Annotated in this window: 20 protein-coding genes; 10 read left to right on the forward strand and 10 right to left on the reverse strand. The window is 54.8% G+C overall.

Annotation, left to right across the window (positions count from 1 at the left end; genetic code table 11):
- Window positions 1-3: 3 nt before the first annotated feature.
- A complete protein-coding gene (gene hisC / locus BM258_RS15985; protein WP_090073964.1) occupies window positions 4-1113 on the reverse strand; it encodes a histidinol-phosphate transaminase in 1110 nt (369 codons plus the stop codon).
- Window positions 1114-1269: 156 nt separating this feature from the next.
- Window positions 1270-2115, reverse strand: coding sequence for a chorismate mutase (locus BM258_RS15990; RefSeq protein ID WP_090073966.1), 846 nt, complete (start codon window positions 2113-2115; stop codon window positions 1270-1272).
- A 252-nt stretch (window positions 2116-2367) separates the two neighbouring features.
- Here BM258_RS15990 and metX point away from each other — a divergent pair, with 252 nt between their 5' ends.
- Complete coding sequence (gene metX, locus BM258_RS15995) at window positions 2368-3600, forward strand: homoserine O-acetyltransferase MetX (protein WP_090073968.1); 1233 nt, start codon at window positions 2368-2370, stop codon at window positions 3598-3600.
- A complete protein-coding gene (gene metW / locus BM258_RS16000; protein ID WP_090073976.1) occupies window positions 3597-4250 on the forward strand; it encodes a methionine biosynthesis protein MetW in 654 nt (217 codons plus the stop codon). Before metX ends, metW begins: the two co-directional genes overlap by 4 nt.
- On the opposite strand, the gene BM258_RS16005 is transcribed toward metW, so the two are convergent.
- A complete protein-coding gene (locus BM258_RS16005) occupies window positions 4247-5050 on the reverse strand; it encodes a class I SAM-dependent methyltransferase (protein ID WP_090073978.1) in 804 nt (267 codons plus the stop codon). The two genes, metW and BM258_RS16005, sit on opposite strands and share 4 nt — an antisense overlap.
- Window positions 5051-5278: 228 nt before the next feature.
- Between BM258_RS16005 and gloB the strand changes: the two genes are divergently transcribed.
- Window positions 5279-6055: a hydroxyacylglutathione hydrolase gene (gloB, locus tag BM258_RS16010; RefSeq protein WP_090073980.1), complete on the forward strand. Its 777-nt coding sequence runs from the start codon at window positions 5279-5281 to the stop codon at window positions 6053-6055.
- 82 nt (window positions 6056-6137) lie between these two features.
- Here the strand turns inward: gloB and BM258_RS16015 are convergent, their stop codons facing one another.
- Window positions 6138-6629 (reverse strand): Lrp/AsnC family transcriptional regulator, encoded by a 492-nt coding sequence (locus BM258_RS16015; RefSeq protein WP_090073982.1) that lies wholly within the window; start codon window positions 6627-6629, stop codon window positions 6138-6140.
- Window positions 6630-6959: 330 nt separating this feature from the next.
- Here BM258_RS16015 and amaB point away from each other — a divergent pair, with 330 nt between their 5' ends.
- From amaB to BM258_RS16030, 3 genes are all read left to right on the forward strand, one after another.
- Window positions 6960-8474, forward strand: coding sequence for an L-piperidine-6-carboxylate dehydrogenase (gene amaB / locus BM258_RS16020; RefSeq protein WP_090073984.1), 1515 nt, complete (start codon window positions 6960-6962; stop codon window positions 8472-8474).
- Window positions 8475-8625: 151 nt separating this feature from the next.
- The gene (locus tag BM258_RS16025; RefSeq protein ID WP_090073986.1) at window positions 8626-9447 is read left to right on the forward strand and encodes an ATP-binding cassette domain-containing protein; all 822 of its coding nucleotides are present in this window, start codon (window positions 8626-8628) and stop codon (window positions 9445-9447) included.
- Entirely contained in the window at window positions 9437-10249 is an 813-nt protein-coding gene (locus BM258_RS16030; protein ID WP_090073987.1) for a metal ABC transporter permease, read from the forward strand. Before BM258_RS16025 ends, BM258_RS16030 begins: the two co-directional genes overlap by 11 nt.
- Here the strand turns inward: BM258_RS16030 and yddG are convergent.
- Both yddG and phbB read right to left on the reverse strand, forming a co-directional pair.
- A complete protein-coding gene (yddG, locus tag BM258_RS16035; protein WP_090073988.1) occupies window positions 10246-11118 on the reverse strand; it encodes an aromatic amino acid exporter YddG in 873 nt (290 codons plus the stop codon). The genes BM258_RS16030 and yddG overlap by 4 nt on opposite strands.
- Before the next feature lie 113 nt (window positions 11119-11231).
- Entirely contained in the window at window positions 11232-11960 is a 729-nt protein-coding gene (gene phbB / locus BM258_RS16040; RefSeq protein WP_090073990.1) for an acetoacetyl-CoA reductase, read from the reverse strand.
- A 604-nt stretch (window positions 11961-12564) separates the two neighbouring features.
- On the opposite strand from phbB, the gene phaR reads away from it, so the two are divergent.
- Window positions 12565-13140: a polyhydroxyalkanoate synthesis repressor PhaR gene (phaR, locus tag BM258_RS16045; protein WP_090073991.1), complete on the forward strand. Its 576-nt coding sequence runs from the start codon at window positions 12565-12567 to the stop codon at window positions 13138-13140.
- A 64-nt stretch (window positions 13141-13204) separates the two neighbouring features.
- Here the strand turns inward: phaR and BM258_RS16050 are convergent, their stop codons facing one another.
- Complete coding sequence (locus BM258_RS16050; protein WP_175528116.1) at window positions 13205-14920, reverse strand: EAL domain-containing protein; 1716 nt, start codon at window positions 14918-14920, stop codon at window positions 13205-13207.
- A 328-nt stretch (window positions 14921-15248) separates the two neighbouring features.
- Between BM258_RS16050 and BM258_RS16055 the strand changes: the two genes are divergently transcribed.
- Window positions 15249-15581, forward strand: coding sequence for a hypothetical protein (locus BM258_RS16055; RefSeq protein WP_090073994.1), 333 nt, complete (start codon window positions 15249-15251; stop codon window positions 15579-15581).
- A 242-nt stretch (window positions 15582-15823) separates the two neighbouring features.
- On the opposite strand, the gene BM258_RS16060 is transcribed toward BM258_RS16055, so the two are convergent.
- The 3 genes from BM258_RS16060 to BM258_RS16070 form a co-directional block, all read right to left on the reverse strand.
- Window positions 15824-16243 carry a hypothetical protein gene (locus tag BM258_RS16060; RefSeq protein WP_090073995.1) on the reverse strand — a complete coding sequence of 140 codons (420 nt, stop codon included), beginning with the start codon at window positions 16241-16243 and terminating at the stop codon, window positions 15824-15826.
- Window positions 16244-16498: 255 nt separating this feature from the next.
- The gene (rpmF, locus tag BM258_RS16065; protein WP_090073997.1) at window positions 16499-16678 is read right to left on the reverse strand and encodes a 50S ribosomal protein L32; all 180 of its coding nucleotides are present in this window, start codon (window positions 16676-16678) and stop codon (window positions 16499-16501) included.
- Window positions 16679-17004: 326 nt separating this feature from the next.
- The gene (locus tag BM258_RS16070) at window positions 17005-17919 is read right to left on the reverse strand and encodes a hydrogen peroxide-inducible genes activator (protein WP_210186778.1); all 915 of its coding nucleotides are present in this window, start codon (window positions 17917-17919) and stop codon (window positions 17005-17007) included.
- 213 nt (window positions 17920-18132) lie between these two features.
- On the opposite strand from BM258_RS16070, the gene BM258_RS16075 reads away from it, so the two are divergent.
- Together BM258_RS16075 and BM258_RS16080 are read left to right on the forward strand one after the other, a co-directional pair.
- Entirely contained in the window at window positions 18133-18684 is a 552-nt protein-coding gene (locus tag BM258_RS16075; RefSeq protein WP_090073999.1) for a peroxiredoxin, read from the forward strand.
- Window positions 18685-18852: 168 nt separating this feature from the next.
- On the forward strand, window positions 18853-19371 hold the full coding sequence (locus BM258_RS16080; RefSeq protein WP_090074000.1) for an alkylhydroperoxidase, AhpD family: 519 nt from the start codon (window positions 18853-18855) through the stop codon (window positions 19369-19371).
- The last annotated feature ends 278 nt before the right edge of the window (window positions 19372-19649 follow it).

A 19649-nucleotide genomic window follows, 5' to 3' on the forward strand; every position in this document is an offset into this window, starting at 1 on the left:
AATTTACCCTTTGAGGAATTCCGCCAAATGGCCGATCACGGCCTCACACGCTTCTGCGGTGCCAATGGTCATACGCAGTGCGTTTGGCAAACCATATCCTCCAACCTGTCGCAGAACGCAGCCCTTGGTCTGCAAGAAAGCATCTGCTTCTGCTGCACTTTTGCCCGGTGCATCCGGGAAATGAATGAGAATGAAGTTGCCCACACTCGGGGTCACTTTCAGTCCCAGTGCTTCCAGAGCAGCAGAGGTCTTTGGCAGCCATTCCCTGTTATGCACCACGGCCTTGCGGATAAAATCCTGATCACGCAGGGCAGCAACACCTGCGGCCTGAGCTGCACCGGAAATATTGAACGGCGGGCGAATACGATTCATGGCATCGATAATGGCCTGCGGTCCATAGCACCAGCCAAGGCGCAACGCGGCAAGGCCATACACCTTCGAGAAGGTGCGCGACATCACCACATTCTCAGTGGTCGCTGCCAGCTCGATGCCAGCCTCATAGTCATTTTCAGCCACATATTCCGAGTAGGCCGCATCCAGAACCAAAACCACATGCTTTGGCAAACCGGCATGCAAGCGGCGCACTTCAGACACTGGAATATAGGTGCCGGTCGGATTGTTCGGGTTGGCCAGAAAAACCATCTTGGTCTTGTCTGTCACCGCAGCAAGAATGGCGTCCACATCGGTCGTCAGATCCTGCTCCTTAGCAACAACAGGAACACCGCCTGCAGCCTGAATGGCAATGGGATACACCGCAAAACCATATTGGCTGTAAATTGCTTCGTCACCACGCTCAAGGAAGGTGTAGCACAGCAGGCTGAGCACTTCGTCCGAGCCAGCACCGCACAGAATACGATCAGGATGCAAACCATGCACCTCGCCGATCACCTCGCGCAGAACAACACTGCCGCCATCGGGATAAAGCTCCAGATTACCCGTCATCTGACGGAAGGCATCCATTGCCATGGAGCTTGCACCGAAAGGAGATTCGTTGGAGGACAGTTTGTGAATGGGCGCCGCCCCATCAATCTCGGCCTTGCCGGGAACATAAAGCGGGATATCGAGAAGCCCTTCACGCGGCTGAGGCCGTTGGGGCTGTCCGGAAGAGGACATTTCACCACTCCTGATAATCTTAAGTCTACAATTGCTTCCGGCAGTCTTACAGCCAAGCCGGAAGCCCATTCAAGCAAAAAGGTGGGATTGAACGATCAAAGAGCCAGATTTGATCGAAAGATCAAAAATTCGCGCCTTTTGAAGCGAAATCAAGGCCTATTCGGCAGCAGAGAGCGCAATTGGCGTCCAATAGCCACCAACAACCCCGCGGATCACCATCGGGTTGCTGGGCGAGCGTGTCAGACCTTCCACTTCCACATCAGCCACCGAGAAAGGCACGGCAACAAGGCATTCACAATGCCCCTCTTCCATGACACAGGAGATCAACTGACCACCGATGCGGTTGACAGCGTCCTGCACCCCTTCCTCATGCGGAGCACAAAGGGCCACCAGACGCATATCCGGCACGGTCGTATCCATCAATGGCATGGACAGCACGAAGGTATCCAGATCCACCGGGCGCCCCGCCTGTTTGATCACCGGCAAGCGACCGATAATCTGCACGCCATCCTTGGAAAGCGGAACCCACCAGGCGCTTTTGGCGTCGCTCTGGTTGGCGACAAGCCCGAGGGCGGCTCCATCGCCAGCGCGCACCTGTTCGATCACGTCAGCACTATCGGCAGCTTCCTTGAAGCCCACCGTAAATCCGAAATAGAAGCGGGCGACATCGCGCAGTTCAACGCCCGGCTCGACAATCACATCATAAGGGGCCTGCATATGGGTAAAGGTGGCGATGATTTCGCGCCAGAGATGCTCCACGGTCGTAATCGGCAGGATACCCCGATGCCGCCCGACAAGCCGGCGCATCATATCCATCTCGCGTCCTGGCCGGAAGGCCGCTCCGGGCTTGTGTGTGCGCTTCACCGCGATCAGGGCCTGAACGATTTCACTGCGCTCGATCAAATGCCGGTGAATGGACTCGTCGATGCTGTCAATTCTCTGCCGCAGCTCATCCAGTGTCGGCTCGTCCTTTTGCGCGCCGCCCTCTTTGCTATCCGTCATGATCGTCCTGTCTTCAATTGTCTCTGCGCAGTCACTTGGCCAACGCCGATGAGCCGATGAAACGCATCCGGCAACAGGCTGATTTCCGCGCGCCGTTCAATGCGCTTAATCGAATAGTATCCCTTTGATTGGATAGTATCCTTAAAAGGGAGACACCACAAAAGCAAAGAAAAGATTTGACTTGTCCCCCCATGCTCCCTAGCTACTTTGCACAAGACAAAAAAACCAGTCCGTCTTTGGAGAAAATGCCCAATGAACAGTCCGACCGACAAGAACAATCCGGAAACCGGAGTGAAAAGTCGGGAAGAGCGCGCCCACCACGAGGCGCTGTCTCCATCCAGCCGGAGTGTCACCTTCGGCCCGGACACCCCGCTCAAGCTAGATGCTGGCGGAGAACTCTCTCCCTTCACCATCGCCTATGAAACCTATGGCAGCCTGAACGAAGACCACTCCAACGCTATCCTCGTTTTCCACGCCCTGACCGGAGACCAATATGCCGCCTCCCCCTCGCCGGTAACCGGCAAGCCGGGCTGGTGGTCCACCATGATCGGACCGGGCAAGCCCATTGATACCGAACGCTATTTCGTTATTTGCTCAAACGTTCTGGGCGGCTGTTCAGGCTCCACAGGCCCGGCCTCCATCAATCCGGCCACCGACAAGCCCTATGGCCTTGACCTGCCGGTGATCACCGTGCCGGACATGGTGCGCGCCCAGACGATGCTGGTTGACTATCTGGGTATCGACAAACTCTTCAGTGTGATTGGTGGCTCCATGGGTGGCATGCAGGCCATGCAATGGGCGGCTGCTTACCCCGAGCGGGTGAACTCGGCGATCCTGATCGCCACCGCTTCGCACCATTCATCGCAGAATATTGCCTTTTACGAGGTTGGCCGCCAAGCCGTGATGGCCGATCTGGACTGGCATGGCGGACGCTACTATGACTATGACGTCACGCCGAAAAAGGGCCTCGCCGTAGCGCGTATGGCAGCCCATGTGACCTACATGTCCGAACAGTCACTGCAGAATAAATTTGGCCGCAATCTGCAAAATAGTACGGAAAAAGGCTTTTCCTTTGATGCCGAGTTTGAAATCGAGAGCTATCTGCATCATCAGGGCATGACTTTCGTGGATCGCTTCGACGCCAATTCCTATCTCTATGTCACGCGGGCGATGGACTATTTCGATCTGGCCGCGAGCTATGATGGACAGTTGGCCAAAGCCTTCATGGGCACCAAGGCGCGCTTCTGCGTTGTCTCCTTCACCTCCGACTGGCATTTCCCAACCTCGGCCAGCCGCACCATCGTGCATGCGCTCAATGCGGCAGGCGCTTCGGTCAGCTTTGTCGAGATAGACAGCGACAAGGGCCATGACGCCTTTTTGCTCGAAGAGCCTGAATTCTTCGATGCCATCAACGGCTTCCTGCATGCTGCCGATCGCAGCAATGACCAGTCCGGCAACCACGATGATACGGAGGAGCGCTCATGAGTAAGCCCGACAAGAAGGCCCTCATCGTCGGCGGACGCGCAGACAACACCCGCATCGACTTCGAGCTGGTGGCAGACATGATCAACCCCAACACCAAGATTCTTGATGTAGGTAGCGACGATGGCGCCCTGCTAGAATTGCTGCGTGACAGTCGCAATGTGGAAGGACGCGGCATCGAGCTGTCCCAAAAGGGGGTCAACAAATGCGTGGCCCGTGGCCTGTCGGTTATTCAGGGCGATGCGGATGAAGATCTGATCTATTATCCCGACGACAGCTTTGATTATGTCATCCTCAGCCAGACCATTCAGGCCACACGCAACCCCAAACTCGTGCTGGAGCATTTGCTGCGCATCGGGCGCAAGGCTATTGTCTCTTTCCCCAATTTCGGTCATTGGCGCGTGCGTTCGGATCTTCTCTTCCGTGGCACGATGCCAGTCAACGATTACCTGCCCTACAGCTGGTATGACACCCCGAATATCCATTTCTGCACGGTGCGGGATTTTGTCAATCTGTGTCGGGAAACCAATGCCGAAATCGAGAAAGCCCACGGCATTCAGGGCGATGGCGAACGCATCTCCTTTTCCGCGCCATGGTGGTTCTGGAATCTGTTTGCCGAGCAGGCCATTTTCCTTCTAAGCCGCAAGCGCTAGTCGCGCTCTCCCTTCGGCCAATCTTCAACATTGGCAAAAGAATTGTAGGCCGGGAAATGCCCACCCGCTGAAGGCAGATTGGGAACCGGCAGGAAAACAGGGCGGAAGCTGGTCTTCACCTTGCTGGCTTCCGTACTCACCAGCCCTTGCGCCAACAGCTTGGTTGCCTCCACAATCAGAACGCCGGAAAAAGCGGGCCAGCATTGCGTCCCGATCCGTTCCCACAGATGCGCCGAGCCCAGAAAGCGCTGCCGCTTGAAGGGAGCGAAATAGAGCCCGTCATTCCAGCGGGTCGGCGTAAACATGGTATCGCGCAAGAGGTGTCTTAGCTGTCTTTTCGAGAAGGGCCGCCCATAGGCAAAGGGAGAATGCTCCACCCGCGCCCAAACGCCGCGCCGGTTTGGCACCACGATCATCAAGCGCCCGCCCGGCGTCAGAACGCGCCAGATCTCGCGCAAATGCTCAGCCGGATTGTCAACCAGCTCCAGCATATGCACCAGCACAACCCGGTCAATGCTGGCATCGGCCAAAGGCAAATCACTGCTCTGGACAAGCGCAGTCGATGAAGCTCCATTCGAAGGCCAGTAGACAGCTCCCTGCTGCGAGGGCATGAAAGCCAGAGCACGTTCGGCATGTTCGCGCATACTGCGGATATAGGGGGGAGCATAGCCCATCCCCAGAACACTCAGCCCCTTGAGGTTGGGCCAGAGCGTCTGAATGCGCTGATTGACATGGTGCGCAGTCACACGTCCCAACGGCTGGGTATAGAAATTTCTCAAATCCAGAACATCAAGAAACATGAAAAACAGCACGCACCGCGTAAGCGGCTCCCCATCGTTGGCTCGTGGCTAGCCACTCTAATGTGGCATCTCGCACCACCAATTCCAAGCGGCAAAAATCACATAATGAGCAAGCTGGCAATTGCGTCCGCGCGGGTGGCCCCTATATTGAGAAAGAATCTGGGCATTCCCTCGAAAACATGCAACTGTGATCGGCAATGCCAGACAGCAATCACTGGAGAGACCCAAATGACCAATCAGCCCCTTGAAACAAAACTCATTCCCTGCCGATCGGACAATTATGCAGTGTTGGTCCATGACAAGGAGGCGAACCTCACTTTTCTGGTGGATGTCCCCGAAGCGCCAGCCATCCGACAGGCCCTGAAGGAAACGGACTGGTCTCTGACACATATTCTGATCACCCATCATCACTATGACCATGTGGAAGGGCTTGCCGCCATCAAGGGAGAAACCGGAGCCACGGTCTATGGCCCAGCGGACAGCGCCAGCAAGATAGGCAATATCGACGAGCCTCTCTCCGACGGAGACAGCTTCAAATTTGGCGACCAGAAGGTCTATGTGCTGGGAACGCCGGGCCACACGCTTGACCATATCAGCTATTGGCTGCCCGATGCCGAGTTGGCCTTCACGGGTGACACGCTCTTCGCCATGGGCTGTGGTCGCGTGTTTGAAGGCACCCTTAAGGACATGTGGTTTTCCGTTGACAAGCTGGCAAAACTGCCGCCGGAAACGACCTTTTTCTGCGGTCACGAATATACTGAGGCCAATGGCAATTTCTGCCTGAGCATTGAACCGGACAATGAGCTGCTCCAGCAGCGGGTAGAAGAGGTTAAAAGCTTGCGAGCCCAAGGACTACCAACTGTGCCGTCAACCATTCTGGATGAACTGACCACCAACAGCTTCTTGCGCGCCAATGACGCGGACGTTAAGGCCTCTTTGGGCATGGCCGATGCTGAAGATTGGGAAGTTTTTGCCGAGATCCGCACCCGCAAGGACAATGCCTGACGTGCCGGAAAGCGGAACAAAGGGCTCAAATTGACAAGAGGCGCTTCGGTGCCTCTAATTTCGTGTACAAAAAAGCGCGCCCCTAGAAGGGTTCACTGCCAAACAGCTTCTTGGCAGTTTCATTGATAAGCGTATGGCGACGATCGAATTTCTTGGCCAGAATGATGTTGGTCATCGTACGCACAACGCCCTGTATCTCGCCGATTTCATCAAGCAGCACGTCCAGATCTTCAAGCTGTGGCATTTCCACGATCAGTGACAGATCGAACGCCCCGTTCACCGTGAAGCAAGAGGAAATTTCGGGATAGCCTTCGAGCTTCTGCACGATAGGCCCCTGCAATTTGGGGTCGATCTCGACAAAGACAATCGCCCGATTGAGCGCTTCCATGGGGTCGCTGTTGAGCAACACGGTAAAGCCGTCAATCACGCCTTCCCGCTTGAGCCGTTCAATGCGCTCATGCACCGTTGAGCGTGCCACATCCAGCTTGCGCCCGATTTCAGAAGTCGAAAGACGCGCGTCTGCCTGCAACAATCGGATGAGTTTTCTGTCCAGATCATCTAGCGAACGCCGCATTGCTCTCTCCTGAATCCTACCGGGCCTCTTGGCTCGATCTTGTAAACAGGCTATTGTCCTCACCTGTATTTCATTAGCTCACTTATTCATGATTTTCCCTCAAGAGCTACCGCTAATTTGACATATTACCAAATATTTCCAGCAAAATGCTTCAAATATTCGGCATATTGCCAAATAGCATCAAACGCCCCTCTGTTTCTGCTGTAGTCGCCTGATTATACTATCAGCCGACAAATTCTTTTTCATGAATAAAATCAACATATTAAAGACGGATTGATTTTCCTCCCCCTTTCAAAACCGTCTTCAATCACACTTGCCGGAGATCCCTCGATGAGCTCATCCCTCGCTTCTGAAGCAAAAACCCTGCTCGACGCCATGGGCGTTGACGCCGCCAAACTTGGCGGATCCATTTCCGTTTCCAGCCCGATTGACGGCTCGACCATAGCAACGGTCGCAGAGCAGTCAGCCGACGATATGAACAAGGCCGTCGAATCCGCCCATGCGGCTTTCCTTGAATGGCGCACCGTACCAGCGCCGGTCCGTGGTGAACTGGTTCGCCTACTGGGCGTTGAACTGCGCAAGCACAAGGAAGCACTTGGCAAACTGGTGTCTATCGAGGCTGGCAAGATCCTGTCTGAAGGCCTTGGCGAAGTGCAGGAAATGATCGACATTTGCGATTTCGCCGTTGGCCAGTCTCGCCAGCTTTATGGCAAGACCATCGCCTCCGAGCGCCCCGGTCATCGCATGATGGAAACATGGCATCCGATGGGTGTTTGTGGTGTCATCTCCGCCTTCAACTTCCCCGTTGCGGTCTGGTCTTGGAACACATGTCTGGCACTCATCTGTGGCGATAGCGTCATCTGGAAGCCTTCGGAAAAGACCCCACTCACCGCGCTCGCCTGCGAAGCAATCCTGAACAGCGTGATTGCTTCCTTTGAGCAGGCTCCGGCTGCTTTGGCTCAGGTCGTCATTGGCGGTCCGGCTGTCGGCGAAGCGCTTGTAGATAATCCGCTTGTACCGATCATTTCTGCCACCGGTTCGACCCGCATGGGCAAGGCTGTCGGCCCGCGCGTAGCAGCCCGTTTTGGCCGCTCCATTCTGGAACTGGGCGGCAACAACGCCATGATCGTAGCGCCAAGCGCCGATCTCGATATGGCCGTGCGCGCCATCTGCTTCTCCGCCGTGGGCACCGCCGGTCAGCGCTGCACCTCTCTGCGTCGTCTCATCGTGCATGAGAGTGTGGTTGACAAGCTGGTGCCACAGCTCAAGAAGGCTTACGGATCTCTGCCCGTCGGCACCCCGCTGGATGGCGGTACACTGGTTGGCCCGCTGATCGATGAAGCCGCCTTCTCCATGATGCAGGATTCCCTGACCAAGGCCAAGGAACAGGGAGGCACCGTCACCGGTGGTGAACGTGTCTCAGTCGAACAATGCGAAGGCGGTTTTTATGTGCGCCCCGCGATTGCCGAGATGCCTGCCCAGAGCGATGTGGTCAAAACCGAGACTTTCGCCCCGATCCTCTATGTCATGACCTACAAGGATTTCGACGAAGCCCTTAAGCTGCATAACGAAGTCCCACAGGGCCTGTCTTCCTGCATCTTCACGCTGGATATGCGTGAAACTGAGCTGTTCATGAGTGCGGCCGGCTCTGACTGCGGTATCTGCAATGTCAATATTGGCCCGTCAGGCGCAGAGATCGGAGGCGCCTTTGGTGGTGAAAAGGAAACCGGCGGTGGCCGCGAATCCGGATCTGATGCATGGAAAGGCTATATGCGCCGTGCGACCAATACCATCAACTATTCCACCGAGTTGCCTCTGGCACAGGGTGTGTCCTTCGACGTCTGATGACGACAAGGAATTTTAAAGTGAGAATTTGACGAAAGGGCCGTTCGCGGCCCTTTTTTGTGTTATGTAACGCTCACCACTTGCGCTTTGCGTAAAATGTTATAATGTAACATCCCCATTATAATCCTCGACCAATCAAGATTGCAAGCTCGTGCCCCATACCGACCCATTGCTCGTTGGAACAGACATCACAGTCAAAGCTGACGGCAAGACACTGCTGAATAACGTTTCCGTCTCGGTTTGCGAAAATGAAATCGTGACCATTATCGGGCCCAACGGCGGCGGCAAGACCACCTTGCTGAAGTCCCTCCTTGGCCTCAGGCCTATTGCGTCCGGCAGCGTCAAACGCAAGAAGAATCTCAATCTGGGCTATGTGCCCCAAAAGCTGGTTATTGACCGCACGTTGCCGCTCACGGTGCAGCGCCTGATGCAGCTCACCGGCTCCTACAAGCGCGCCCAGATTGAGGACGCGCTGGGAGAAACAGGTGTCGCACACAAGATCCATGACAATATCCACTCGCTTTCGGGCGGCGAGATGCAGCGTGTGCTACTCGCCCGCGCCATTATTCGCCAGCCTGAACTGATGGTGCTGGATGAGCCGGTGCAGGGCGTCGACTATCTGGGCGAAATCGCGCTTTATCAACTCATCGAAGCCATCCGCAACAAGTATAAATGTGGTATACTTCTGGTCTCTCACGACCTGCATATGGTGATGCGCGCCTCCAATCGGGTCATTTGCCTCAACACTCATGTCTGCTGCTCCGGACAGCCGACCGATGTGGAACAAAGCCCCGATTACCAGCGCCTGTTTGGCTCTCGCGGATTGCAGACCATGGCGCCGTATGGCCATAGGCATGGCCATTTTCATGATATTCCGCCCGATCCGGCGTCCCTTGGCGACCATAGTGCCGAAGGGCACTCATGCGAGAACCATCACCATTGCGACCACGAGGGACATAACCATGCTGGATGATTTCTTTATACGCGCCCTGCTCGGAGGCATCGGTATCGCCCTTGTATCCGGCCCTCTTGGCTGCTTCATCGTCTGGCGCCGTATGGCCTATTTCGGCGAGACCATGTCGCATGCAGCTTTGCTGGGCATCTCTCTGAGCCTGATGATGGATCTGATGCCTTTCTGGGGCGTCTTCGCCGTTTCCATCGCCATTGCCATGGCGCTATACGGCCTTGAGAAACTCGACCGCCTCTCCAGCGATACTCTGCTGGGCATCCTGTCCCACGCCTCCCTCTCCATCGGGCTGATTGCCTTGGGCTTCATGGCGTGGTTGCGCGTGGATGTCATGTCTCTGCTGTTTGGCGATATCCTCTCGATCACCCGTGGCGATCTGGCCCTCATCTGGGGCGGAGGCATTCTGGTGCTTGGCCTGCTTCTGTTTCACTGGCGCAGCCTTTTGGCGGCAACCGTCAGTCAGGATATTGCCTCTGCAGAAGGTCTGCCAACCAAGCAGGCCAATCTGGTCTTTATCCTTCTGATCGCGCTGGTCATAGCGGTGGCCATGAAGCTCATCGGCGCCTTGCTGATTACCTCGCTTTTGATCATCCCTGCTGCCAGCGCCAGACAATTTGCCCGCAGTCCGGAGATGATGGCACTTCTCGCCGCCATCCTGGCATGCCTATCAGCCATTCTCGGCCTCAACATGTCGATGATCTGGGATTCCAACCCCGGTCCGTCCATTGTGCTGGGGGCCTTCATGCTGTTTCTGCTGTCTCTGGCCATCGCCCCGCTGGTGCGAGCCCTGCGCCCACCCCAGCGCTAACGACGCAGGAACAGATCCTTGGAAGCCAATACGGCACCGCAGGTGATCAACAACGCAGCAGCCCCGATGATGACCGTAAAGTCAGCCACGCCAGCCACAATGAGCAGACCGGTAGACAGGAGCGGCGCAGCATAGGCAGCCGCTCCCAACACCTGAATGTCACCGTGTTTGACCCCGAAATCCCAAACATAGAAGGCCCCGCCAGCCGGGCCAAGCCCCAGCCCGATGGTTGCCATCCATTGAATGGCATTTTCGGGCCAAACCGTGGTTTCGAACAACAAGTGCGCCACAATGCTGAGCGCGGCCGCTACAAAGCAGAAGCCCACCACAATATCCGTGGGCACATGAGAAAAGCGGCGCGAGAGAACCGAATAGCCAGCCCAGAAGAAAGCTCCGAACAGCGCCACGCTATAGCCGCGAATATATTGCGGATCGATCGAGATCGTTTGTCCCTTGGTGACGACCAGCACCGCACCGGAGAGGCCCAGAAGCGCCCCCAGACTGTGAAACCAGCGCAACCGTTCACCAGGCAGCAGAGACGAGAAGACAACGATGAGCAGCGGCCAGAGATAATTCACAAGCCCCGCTTCCACTGGCGGTGCCAGACGCAGCGCGGCATAATAGGCGGCATGATAGCCAAACAGCCCGAACACCCCTAGCGCCCAGACATTCCACGGCTGCTTGAGCACCCTTATCGCGGAAGGGCGAAACACCCAGCTGACCAGACCAACCAGCCCACCCACGATAAATGACATCGCGGTCAGCTGAAAGGGTGGCACTGTTCCACTCCATACGGTAAACAAGGCAAGGAGCGACCACATCAGGATTGCCGTGAATCCGACAAGCGTGGCAAGCAGGCGTTTGGACATGGAAACTTCACTTTCAACAGACCATCAAAAAACGCCTCAGCAAAGACAAAAAAACCGCAGAAGAAAAGCTCCTGCGGTTTGTTATCAAACGCTTTTTAGGCAATGACTAAAATTTAGCCATTTGCTATATATTGGCCGCCATTGATCGTCATCACAGACCCCGTGATAAAGGCTGCTTGCTCGGAGACCAGAAAGGCCACCATCGCGGCAATTTCCTCGGCCTGCCCCAACCGTCCAACCGGAATGTTGGAGACGATGCTTTCCAGCACTTTCTCGGGAACAGCCGACACCATGTCGGTATCGATATAGCCCGGACAAATACAATTGACCGTAATCCCCTTGCGCGCCACCTCCTGCGCCAAAGCCTTGGTAAAGCCGATCACGCCAGCCTTGGCCGCAGAATAGTTGGTCTGGCCCATCTGCCCCTTCTGGCCATTGATGGACGAGATATTGATGATCCGCCCATGTCCGCGTGCACGCATTTCGTCGATGATCGGCTTGGTCATGTAATACATCGAGTTCAGATTGACATTGATGGCTTCATGCCACTGCTCGAATTCCATCTTGTGCAACATGCTGTCGCGCGTGATGCCTGCATTATTGACCACAATATCGATGATACCGAGATCTTCCTCGACCTGTTTCAGGCCCGCCTTGCAGGCTTCGAAATCCCCTACATCCCATTTATAGGCCTTGATGCCCGTGCGCTCCGTAAAGCCCCGGGCACTGTCATCATTGCCAGCATAGTTGGCTGCAACAAAAAACCCGGCCTCTTTCAGGGCTATGCAGATCGCCTCGCCAATACCCCTTGTTCCACCAGTTACAACTGCAACCTTGGACATGCTCTCTCTCCCCTCATGAAAACCATGGCCCGCCCCCCTCTCCGGATCGGGCTGGTCCCTCCACCTTGAATGTGTGTCGCTGCCGCGCCCCTCGTCATCTCGGGCAGGTCAGCAAGCAGTCAGACGTCCTGGTCTGCCTTGTGCCTGTTGAATGCTGTCCGGCCCACCTTCATTGCGCATCGCAGTTTGCATCTCGGCGCATCTTTTCACCTTGTGTGCACCGGCCAACCGAATGGACGCAGGATGCCATTTATCCCGAGCCCGAAATGCGCTCGATATTTGTGCGGCGAAACAGCAACTTCGGGTACCTCATCCCTTATTGCGCCGCAGCAAAAATCTCAAATTCGCCAGCTTCCGAGAAGAATTTGGCCTCTTGAAAATCGTTTAGAAAGTGGCAAGGAGTCAATTACGCCATGGGCCTAGTCTGAAAGACCTAGAAAATAGACATGCCCTTTTACTGGTCATTCCTATCTTTTTGCACTTGCTAAAAGGATAGGTCCGAGGCTCTTGGCAATGCAGCATGAACGATTTAAGTTGGGGGCATCAACAAGCGCTTTTCAAGCTGCTGACACCAGTGTCCATTCCGTCACGAGGCCTTGCATAAATGACAAAACAAGCGGATCAAACTGTCATCAAGAAATATGCGAACCGCAGATTGTACAACACCGGCACCAGCACCTATGTCACGCTGGAAGATCTGTCCGACATGGTAAAGGCGAAGGAGGATTTCGTCGTCTATGATGCCAAGAGCGGAGAAGACATAACCCGCTCTGTTCTCACGCAGATCATCTTTGAACATGAGAATAAGGGCCAGCATCTGCTGCCCATCGATTTCCTACGCCAGCTGATCCGTTTCTATGGCGACTCGATGCAACATCTGGTGCCAAGCTATCTTGATTTCACCATGCAGAATCTGGCCAAGGATCAGGAAAATCTGCGCAAGCAGATGGCCGACTCCTTCGGCGACTCAGCCATGGAAGCCATGGAAGAGCAGGTCCGCCGGAATTCCGAAATTTTCGAAAATGCCATGAAGATGTTCATGCCCTTCGGCTCAGCGCCCCAGAAGCCAAAGAAGGAGCCCGAACCCAGCAAACCGAGCGAGCTGGAACAACTAAAGGACCAGATCGCTGATATGCAGAAAACGATTTCCGAGTTGGTTGTTCGCAGCAAGAAGGACTAGCAAGCCATCAAATCAGTTGATCGGCAGGGCAGCAGCACATGACAAAGGCTCATCAATGCCCCCATCACTTGGTTCTCGCCTGAGCGTCATCCTCCTGCCCGGGCAGCTTGTTCACCGGCTCACCGAAATGGAAGCCCTGTAGGTAGGCAACCTTGAGCGGTGCCAACAGATCGGCTACTTCAGCACTAACCACCCATTTCGCCACAACATCAAAGCCCAATTCGCTCGCCAGCTCGGCAAACATGCGCACAATCGCCCGGTTCTGTTCATTCTCGGCAATATCCCGCATCAGGCTACCGGCAATCTTGACCATATCCGCATCCAGCACATGCAGTTGCTGGAAGGATGTGTAGCCAGCCCCGAAATCGTCAATCGCAACACGAATACCCAATTCTTTGACAGAGCGAACAAATTCGACCGCAGTCTCCGGATTTTCAAGCGTCGAGCGTTCGGCAATTTCGATCATCAACCGCCCGGCCACATCCGGGTTATTCACCAGCCGCGCCCGCAAATAGCTCATCCACTCTTTGTCCCCACCAACATCAGGGCAAACATTCATGCTCAGCTGCACATTTTCATGCGCGAACAGCAGATCCAGCGTCATTTCCAGAATGCGGTGGTCCAGCATTGCCGCCAGCCCCAGCTGCTCGGCATAGTGAACAAAGCTCTCTGCAGGGATCGGATCGCCATCACGATCCTTGACCCGCACCAGCACCTCGTGGAAGGCAACGGCGCCAGTGCGTGCCTCGACAATGGGTTGAAAGGCCAGATCAATGCGCCGTTCATTGAGCGCCGTAATCACTTCATCGGACATCCGGATTTTCTGCTGGCGTTCTTCCAGGGCAAAGGTCTTGGCCTCGAAAGCACGGAATGTTCCGCGACAATGGCTCTTGGCCCGATCCAAGGCATCCAGTGCGCAAATCTCGGCTTGGCGCAGATCCTCAACGCCTTCGCCCAGATACACACCTCCCATCGTCAGGGTCACATGCACAGGGCCGACATCTGTCATGATCAGCTCTTCTCGCGCCGCATCCAGAAAACGCTCTGCGGCAGCAGCCATTTCCTTCTCTGAGCAATTGTTGATCAGAAGACCGAATTTGGTGCCCGAGATACGGCCCACCAGATCACCATCGCGCAAGCGCCGTGCAATACGACGAGCAACCTCGCATATCACCTGATCGGCAACATCGAACCCATAGGCCTCATTGACCACACGGAAATTATCGATATGGGCGATCAGGAAGCAGGCCTGTTTGCCCTTTTGTTTGCATTGCTCAAGAGTGAGCTGCAATTGATCCAGAAAGACAGAGCGGTTGAACAGGCCGGTCAGCGCATCAAACTGGGAGAGAAAGCGCAAACGCTGCTCGCGATGCTGCTCTTCATTGACCACGCGAATGATGCCGTGCACCCGTTCAGCCCGGCCAGTCCCATCCGCAAACCATCGCCCACTCTCTTCAACCCAGAGCCTCAGCTCATTCTCAAAGCCCAGAGGCGCAAGACAATAGATGCATTCAAAGGGCACGCCGTCACCATCATCGCTTTTACCCGAGCCGAAAATGGCTCTGTAGCGTGAGGTCAGCGTGTCTGGCGTGATCAGGTCTGTGTAGGATTTGCCGCTTGGAAAGACACTCAGAATATCGGTCTTGAGCACATCGAACGCGTTGTTGCTCCAGCGCAAACGATCCGTGGCCGCCTGCCATTCATAAACCACCTCACCGATGGATGTCAGAATGTCACGCGCCTTGATGGCCGTTTTTGATCGGGGAGATGAAGTGTCCAACCCGCTAAGCCCTCTCTGCCTGCCCATGCTGCATGCGGCTCACCCCTCTTTTTGAGGAAAACCACCTGCAAGTGAATTCCATTGGTCCGACACTGCTTCAGATGTGAGGGAACCACATCCCAAAGCGGACGGAAAGATCGAACCCCATGATGGCATTCCCATGGTTAATTTTTGCCAAATTTGCGCCATCCCAAAGCACTTACACCCAACGGCAAAATCTTAACAGACCGTTAACAGTCTGGCCCGCTTCTTGCAATTTCTCCCAGTAAAGACAGAAAAACAAACATAATCGTCTCATAATGAGACATTCTTTGGGAAGGCCTCAACAATGTCTGGCTTGAAAGTGGTTCCGGCGCTTTATCATCCGGCGGGAAGTGGCACACAATATCAGCCGCTCTTGACCGACGGCAGGCAGCAGCCTCAACAGGCCGCCGCTCCGGTTGAAGTGACCAACGCGGTTGTCCCCTCGATCACGCCTATGCAATATGCGGGCAATCAGCAGGCCTATATTCAGGCGCAGTTGCTCAGCAGCGAGCTAAACCGCAGCCCGCGGCGCCACAGCGCAGCCCGAAGCCCACGGGAAGTCGCGCGCGCCTACGGTCAGGCCCGCCGCCGCCCGCAAGCTGTTGCGGATATGCCCATTCATCGCAAAGTTGTTTAACGAAATATCTAGGGGCGACTTAAAGCAGCCATCCACCAAGGCTGGCTGTGCCCGAATGATACAGATCCCCCAATTGGACCCGAAAACCCGGTTCTTCAGGCCTATTTTCCTCGCCTTCTGAGGCAGCATCCAAACAGAGCCGTACGCTTCTTCGCACTCGGCCTGCTTTCATCGTCAGATTATTTTAATAAAATTGTATCAATTCAAGACACATGGAGAGCTGTGCCGCCTTCTGGCTCTGATCAGGCATGCGGTCCCGGCCCGAAGCTCATGTCTCTACGGGCACCACTGATCGTAACGGAATAACCAGCGATCACATCCACCAGAGAAATAATCATCAGAATGAAGAAGACGGATGTTGCCGTTTCCCGCACCAGCAGAAACTCGACCAGATAGATGATGAACAGCAGCGTGGACAGGATGTGATCCACAATGGAGCTGACACCGGTGCGTGTTGCCTTGAGGATCTCGACAAACAGCAACACAAGCGCAGCCACAATCATCACGTCCCCCAAGGTAAGGGTCCAGCGCGCAGAGGAGATCATCTCGATCGTCACAATCGGCACGCTCCATGGATCACCGACCGAAGCGCCCAGCAGCCCGAAGGCAAAGAAATTATAGACAGCCAGAGGTGCAATCAAAAGCGGAATATTAAAAAGCATTTGTATCTCCCTGCAGCATGGCGAACGGCGTGCAGCTTTCACGATTATGGTCAGGCGCCCTCAAAAACGGCATTCAACAATAGAATTGACGTGTGACCAGATTTTGAAACGGGGACATAATCCAATATGCAGGGTGCTTTGCCAACGGCCAACGCACCCCTTTCACAAAAAATGCGCATGAAAAAAGGCCGGATAAAATCCGACCTTTTCTCAATTCTTCATCGTCAAGAAGCGTAGAACCAAACCGGTAAAGGCTTAGTCTTTCTGCTCCAGAATCTGACGACCACGATACATGCCGGTCTTCAGGTCGATATGATGAGGACGGCGCAGTTCGCCAGAATCCTTGTCTTCGACATAGACCGACTGTTTGAGTGCATCCGCAGAGCGGCGGAAGCCACGCTTCATACGGGTCACTTTACTTTTTGGCACAGCCATGGTCAAAACTCCGTCGTCAATAGACCGCTATCCGGGGCTAGCCCCGTTGCGGGAATAACTCTAATGGAAGAGGTTGCGGGCCTTATACAGAACCGGAACGCACTTGACCAGAGCAATCTTTCAAAAAAAGACCGCATTCACGAGATTCTTTGATCAAGTAGCGTCACTTCGCCCCTTACATATCCCAATCAGTTGAAAATTCAAGCCCTACATTGGAGAGAATCGCTTCAGGCACCCTTTCTTGGCCAGAATCGGCAATATAAGGCAGGACATTCTGGCAAAAGGGTAAACAGGCCCCCTATCTGTCCGATCCTATCGGGAAGGCCTTAAACGAAATTGGACAAGTGCCCGGCCAAAAGCCGGATATTCGGTTCGAAGGCCGAATTCTTGCGCCAGATGATCGCCAGCTCCCGCTCGGCCGGTTGTTCAGCAAGAGGCCGCAAGGCGATGTCGAGCCCATCAGCCAGCCCGGCCCTTAAGGCAATCTCGGGCAGGAGAGTGACACCCAGCCCATTGGCCACCATCTGCACGATGGTAATAAGGCTGGTCGCCTCAATATGCTCGGCCCCACTCTCGCGCGATCGGCGAGCCGCATTGCTAAGGTCGAGGCAGGAGAGGATGTGATCGCGTATACAGTGACCATCCTCCAGTAGAATGAGCGCTTCATTCTGTAGTGCCTCTGATGATATGGCCTCTTTCTCAGTAAGAGGATGGTCCAGCGGCAAGGCTGCCCGAAAGCCATCATTGCCGATCGATTGGCAGGCAAAATCATCAATCGGATAGGGCAAGGCCAAAACAGCCGCATCAAGCCGCCCGGCCCGCACATCATCAAGCAATTGCCGCGAAAGAGCCTCCCTCAAATAGAGCTTCAACTCTGGGAAACTCTGGCGCAGACTGGGCAAAGCCCGTGGCAACAGGAATGGTCCGATGGAGGGTATGACCCCCAGCCGCAATCGCCCCGCAAGGGGCTTGTCATGACGCTGGGCGGCTGCCACCAGATCATCCGCGTCGCGCAACAAACAGCGGGCCCGTTCGAGAATCTCACCCCCAAGCACTGTCAGCCGGAAATGATCGCACTCCCTGTCCACAAGTGTCACCTGCAAGATCTCCTCAAGCTGGCGGATACCCGCACTCAGTGTCGATTGAGATACCAGACAGGCCGCCGCCGCCTCACGAAACGACTGTTTTTCGGCAAGCGCAGACAAATATTGCAGTTGCCGTAAGGTTGGGCGAATGGTCATGACATGAAAACTCCAAAACAATTAAATCACGCACTGACAGGGCGTTCGAACAGATAGCACGTAGAAACACTATATGATCGAAAAAATCGATTGGCAAATTCGAAATTAGAAGTTTGCCACCCTGTCCAAAATATGGTTCATAGGGTTCAGAGATTTTGAATTATTCTAATCTGGACCTTACCTCCCATAAGGTCCAAACCTCGGAGAAAGAACATGCTTGGCATTGGTGATAAACTTCCAGAATTTACTGTAACCGGCGTAAAACCTGGTTTTAACGAGATCGTTGAAGACGGCGTTGAAGCATTTGAGCCGATCACCGAAAAAAGCTTTGAAGGCAAGTGGAAAGTCATCTTCTTCTACCCGAAAGACTTCACCTTTGTGTGCCCGACTGAAATCGCCGAGTTCGCACGCCTGAACGAAGAATTCGAAGATCGTGACGCTGTCGTCATGGGCGGCTCCACCGACAACGAATTCGTCAAGCTCGCATGGCGCCGTGACCACCCGGATCTCAATAAGCTCGCAATCTGGAGCTTTGCAGACACCAAGGGTGAACTGATCGACGGACTCGGCGTGCGTCACCCGGATGGCGTTGCATACCGCTATACCTATGTTGTCGATCCGGACAACACGATCCAGCATGTTTACGCAACCAACCTCAATGTTGGCCGTAACCCGAAAGACACCCTGCGCGTTCTCGACGCTCTGCAGACAGATGAGCTGTGCCCATGCAACCGTGACATCGGCGGCGCAACTCTGGTTGGCTAATCAGCCTGCCGAACCCACTAATCAAGGGCGGGCCGCTGGCCCGTCCATTCCCGCTGCCGCAAGGCAGATTTCCCGGAACACCTAAAGCCTGCAGACCTGCGACATATCTGGCGCGGACATGATGCTGCCTGGCCAACTTCCAGCAAATTTGAAGAAAGAAACATTGCAATGACCATCGACAGCCTTAAATCCCATATGCCTGATTTCGCCAAGGATGTGAAGCTGAACCTGTCCAACATTGCCGGTGATGAAAGCCTGACCGATCAGCAGAAATATGGCCTGATGGTTGCTTGCGCCATCGCGACCCGCAGCCCGGCCATCCGCGAAGCCTTCCTGGCAGAAGCTGCCGACAAGCTTTCCCCAGAAGCCCTGACCGCAGCCAAGGGCGCAGCCACCATGATGGGCATGAACAATGTCTATTACCGCTTTGTCCATCTGGCTTCCAACAAGGAATATGCCTCCCTGCAGGCCAAGCTGCGTATGAATTTCATCGGCCGTCCGGGCGTCGACAAGGTCGACTTCGAGCTTTGGAGCCTTGCTGTTTCAGCCATCAATGGCTGTGGCATGTGCATTGATTCCCACGAGGCTGTTCTGCGTCAGGGTGGCATGACCACCGACCAAATCCAGACAGCGATTCGCTTTGCTGCCATTATCCAGTCCGCCGCTATTGCGCTGGAAGCGGCTTAATCGCCAATAAACTGGTAGGCAAGCCAGCCCCGGCAACAGAAAACCGCGCCTGTTGCCGGGGTAATTTATTTTTTATACCCTTTTGACTGTGCAAAGCCTTGCACGCCCTCTTCAGCCTCTTCCATATAGGACTATGCTTTTGCTGTAGCTGATCTGATGAAATTCTGATTGGTTTGCTGGTTGTTTTCATACCATTGAGCAGCTAAGAACACAGCACAGGGTAAAGCCTTTTGCCACCTGCCCGCACCGCCATAGCACCATGGCGAGAAGACAAGATG

Source organism: Cohaesibacter marisflavi, assembly GCF_900115225.1.
Lineage (GTDB): Bacteria > Pseudomonadota > Alphaproteobacteria > Rhizobiales > Cohaesibacteraceae > Cohaesibacter > Cohaesibacter marisflavi.

Bases quoted from the DNA above. Each gene is read 5' to 3' on its own strand.
- amaB (WP_090073984.1), top strand. From the start codon at position 6,960: ATGAGCTCATCCCTCGCTTCTGAAGCAAAAACCCTGCTCGACGCCATG.
- BM258_RS16075 (WP_090073999.1), top strand. From the start codon at position 18,133: ATGCTTGGCATTGGTGATAAACTTCCAGAATTTACTGTAACCGGCGTA.
- gloB (WP_090073980.1), top strand. From the start codon at position 5,279: ATGACCAATCAGCCCCTTGAAACAAAACTCATTCCCTGCCGATCGGAC.
- BM258_RS16055 (WP_090073994.1), top strand. From the start codon at position 15,249: ATGTCTGGCTTGAAAGTGGTTCCGGCGCTTTATCATCCGGCGGGAAGT.
- BM258_RS16060 (WP_090073995.1), bottom strand. From the start codon at position 16,243: ATGCTTTTTAATATTCCGCTTTTGATTGCACCTCTGGCTGTCTATAAT.
- BM258_RS16015 (WP_090073982.1), bottom strand. From the start codon at position 6,629: ATGCGGCGTTCGCTAGATGATCTGGACAGAAAACTCATCCGATTGTTG.
- BM258_RS15990 (WP_090073966.1), bottom strand. From the start codon at position 2,115: ATGACGGATAGCAAAGAGGGCGGCGCGCAAAAGGACGAGCCGACACTG.
- BM258_RS16005 (WP_090073978.1), bottom strand. From the start codon at position 5,050: ATGTTTCTTGATGTTCTGGATTTGAGAAATTTCTATACCCAGCCGTTG.
- rpmF (WP_090073997.1), bottom strand. From the start codon at position 16,678: ATGGCTGTGCCAAAAAGTAAAGTGACCCGTATGAAGCGTGGCTTCCGC.
- phaR (WP_090073991.1), top strand. From the start codon at position 12,565: ATGACAAAACAAGCGGATCAAACTGTCATCAAGAAATATGCGAACCGC.
- phbB (WP_090073990.1), bottom strand. From the start codon at position 11,960: ATGTCCAAGGTTGCAGTTGTAACTGGTGGAACAAGGGGTATTGGCGAG.
- metX (WP_090073968.1), top strand. From the start codon at position 2,368: ATGAACAGTCCGACCGACAAGAACAATCCGGAAACCGGAGTGAAAAGT.
- BM258_RS16070 (WP_210186778.1), bottom strand. From the start codon at position 17,919: ATGACCATTCGCCCAACCTTACGGCAACTGCAATATTTGTCTGCGCTT.
- yddG (WP_090073988.1), bottom strand. From the start codon at position 11,118: ATGTCCAAACGCCTGCTTGCCACGCTTGTCGGATTCACGGCAATCCTG.
- metW (WP_090073976.1), top strand. From the start codon at position 3,597: ATGAGTAAGCCCGACAAGAAGGCCCTCATCGTCGGCGGACGCGCAGAC.
- hisC (WP_090073964.1), bottom strand. From the start codon at position 1,113: ATGTCCTCTTCCGGACAGCCCCAACGGCCTCAGCCGCGTGAAGGGCTT.
- BM258_RS16080 (WP_090074000.1), top strand. From the start codon at position 18,853: ATGACCATCGACAGCCTTAAATCCCATATGCCTGATTTCGCCAAGGAT.
- BM258_RS16030 (WP_090073987.1), top strand. From the start codon at position 9,437: ATGCTGGATGATTTCTTTATACGCGCCCTGCTCGGAGGCATCGGTATC.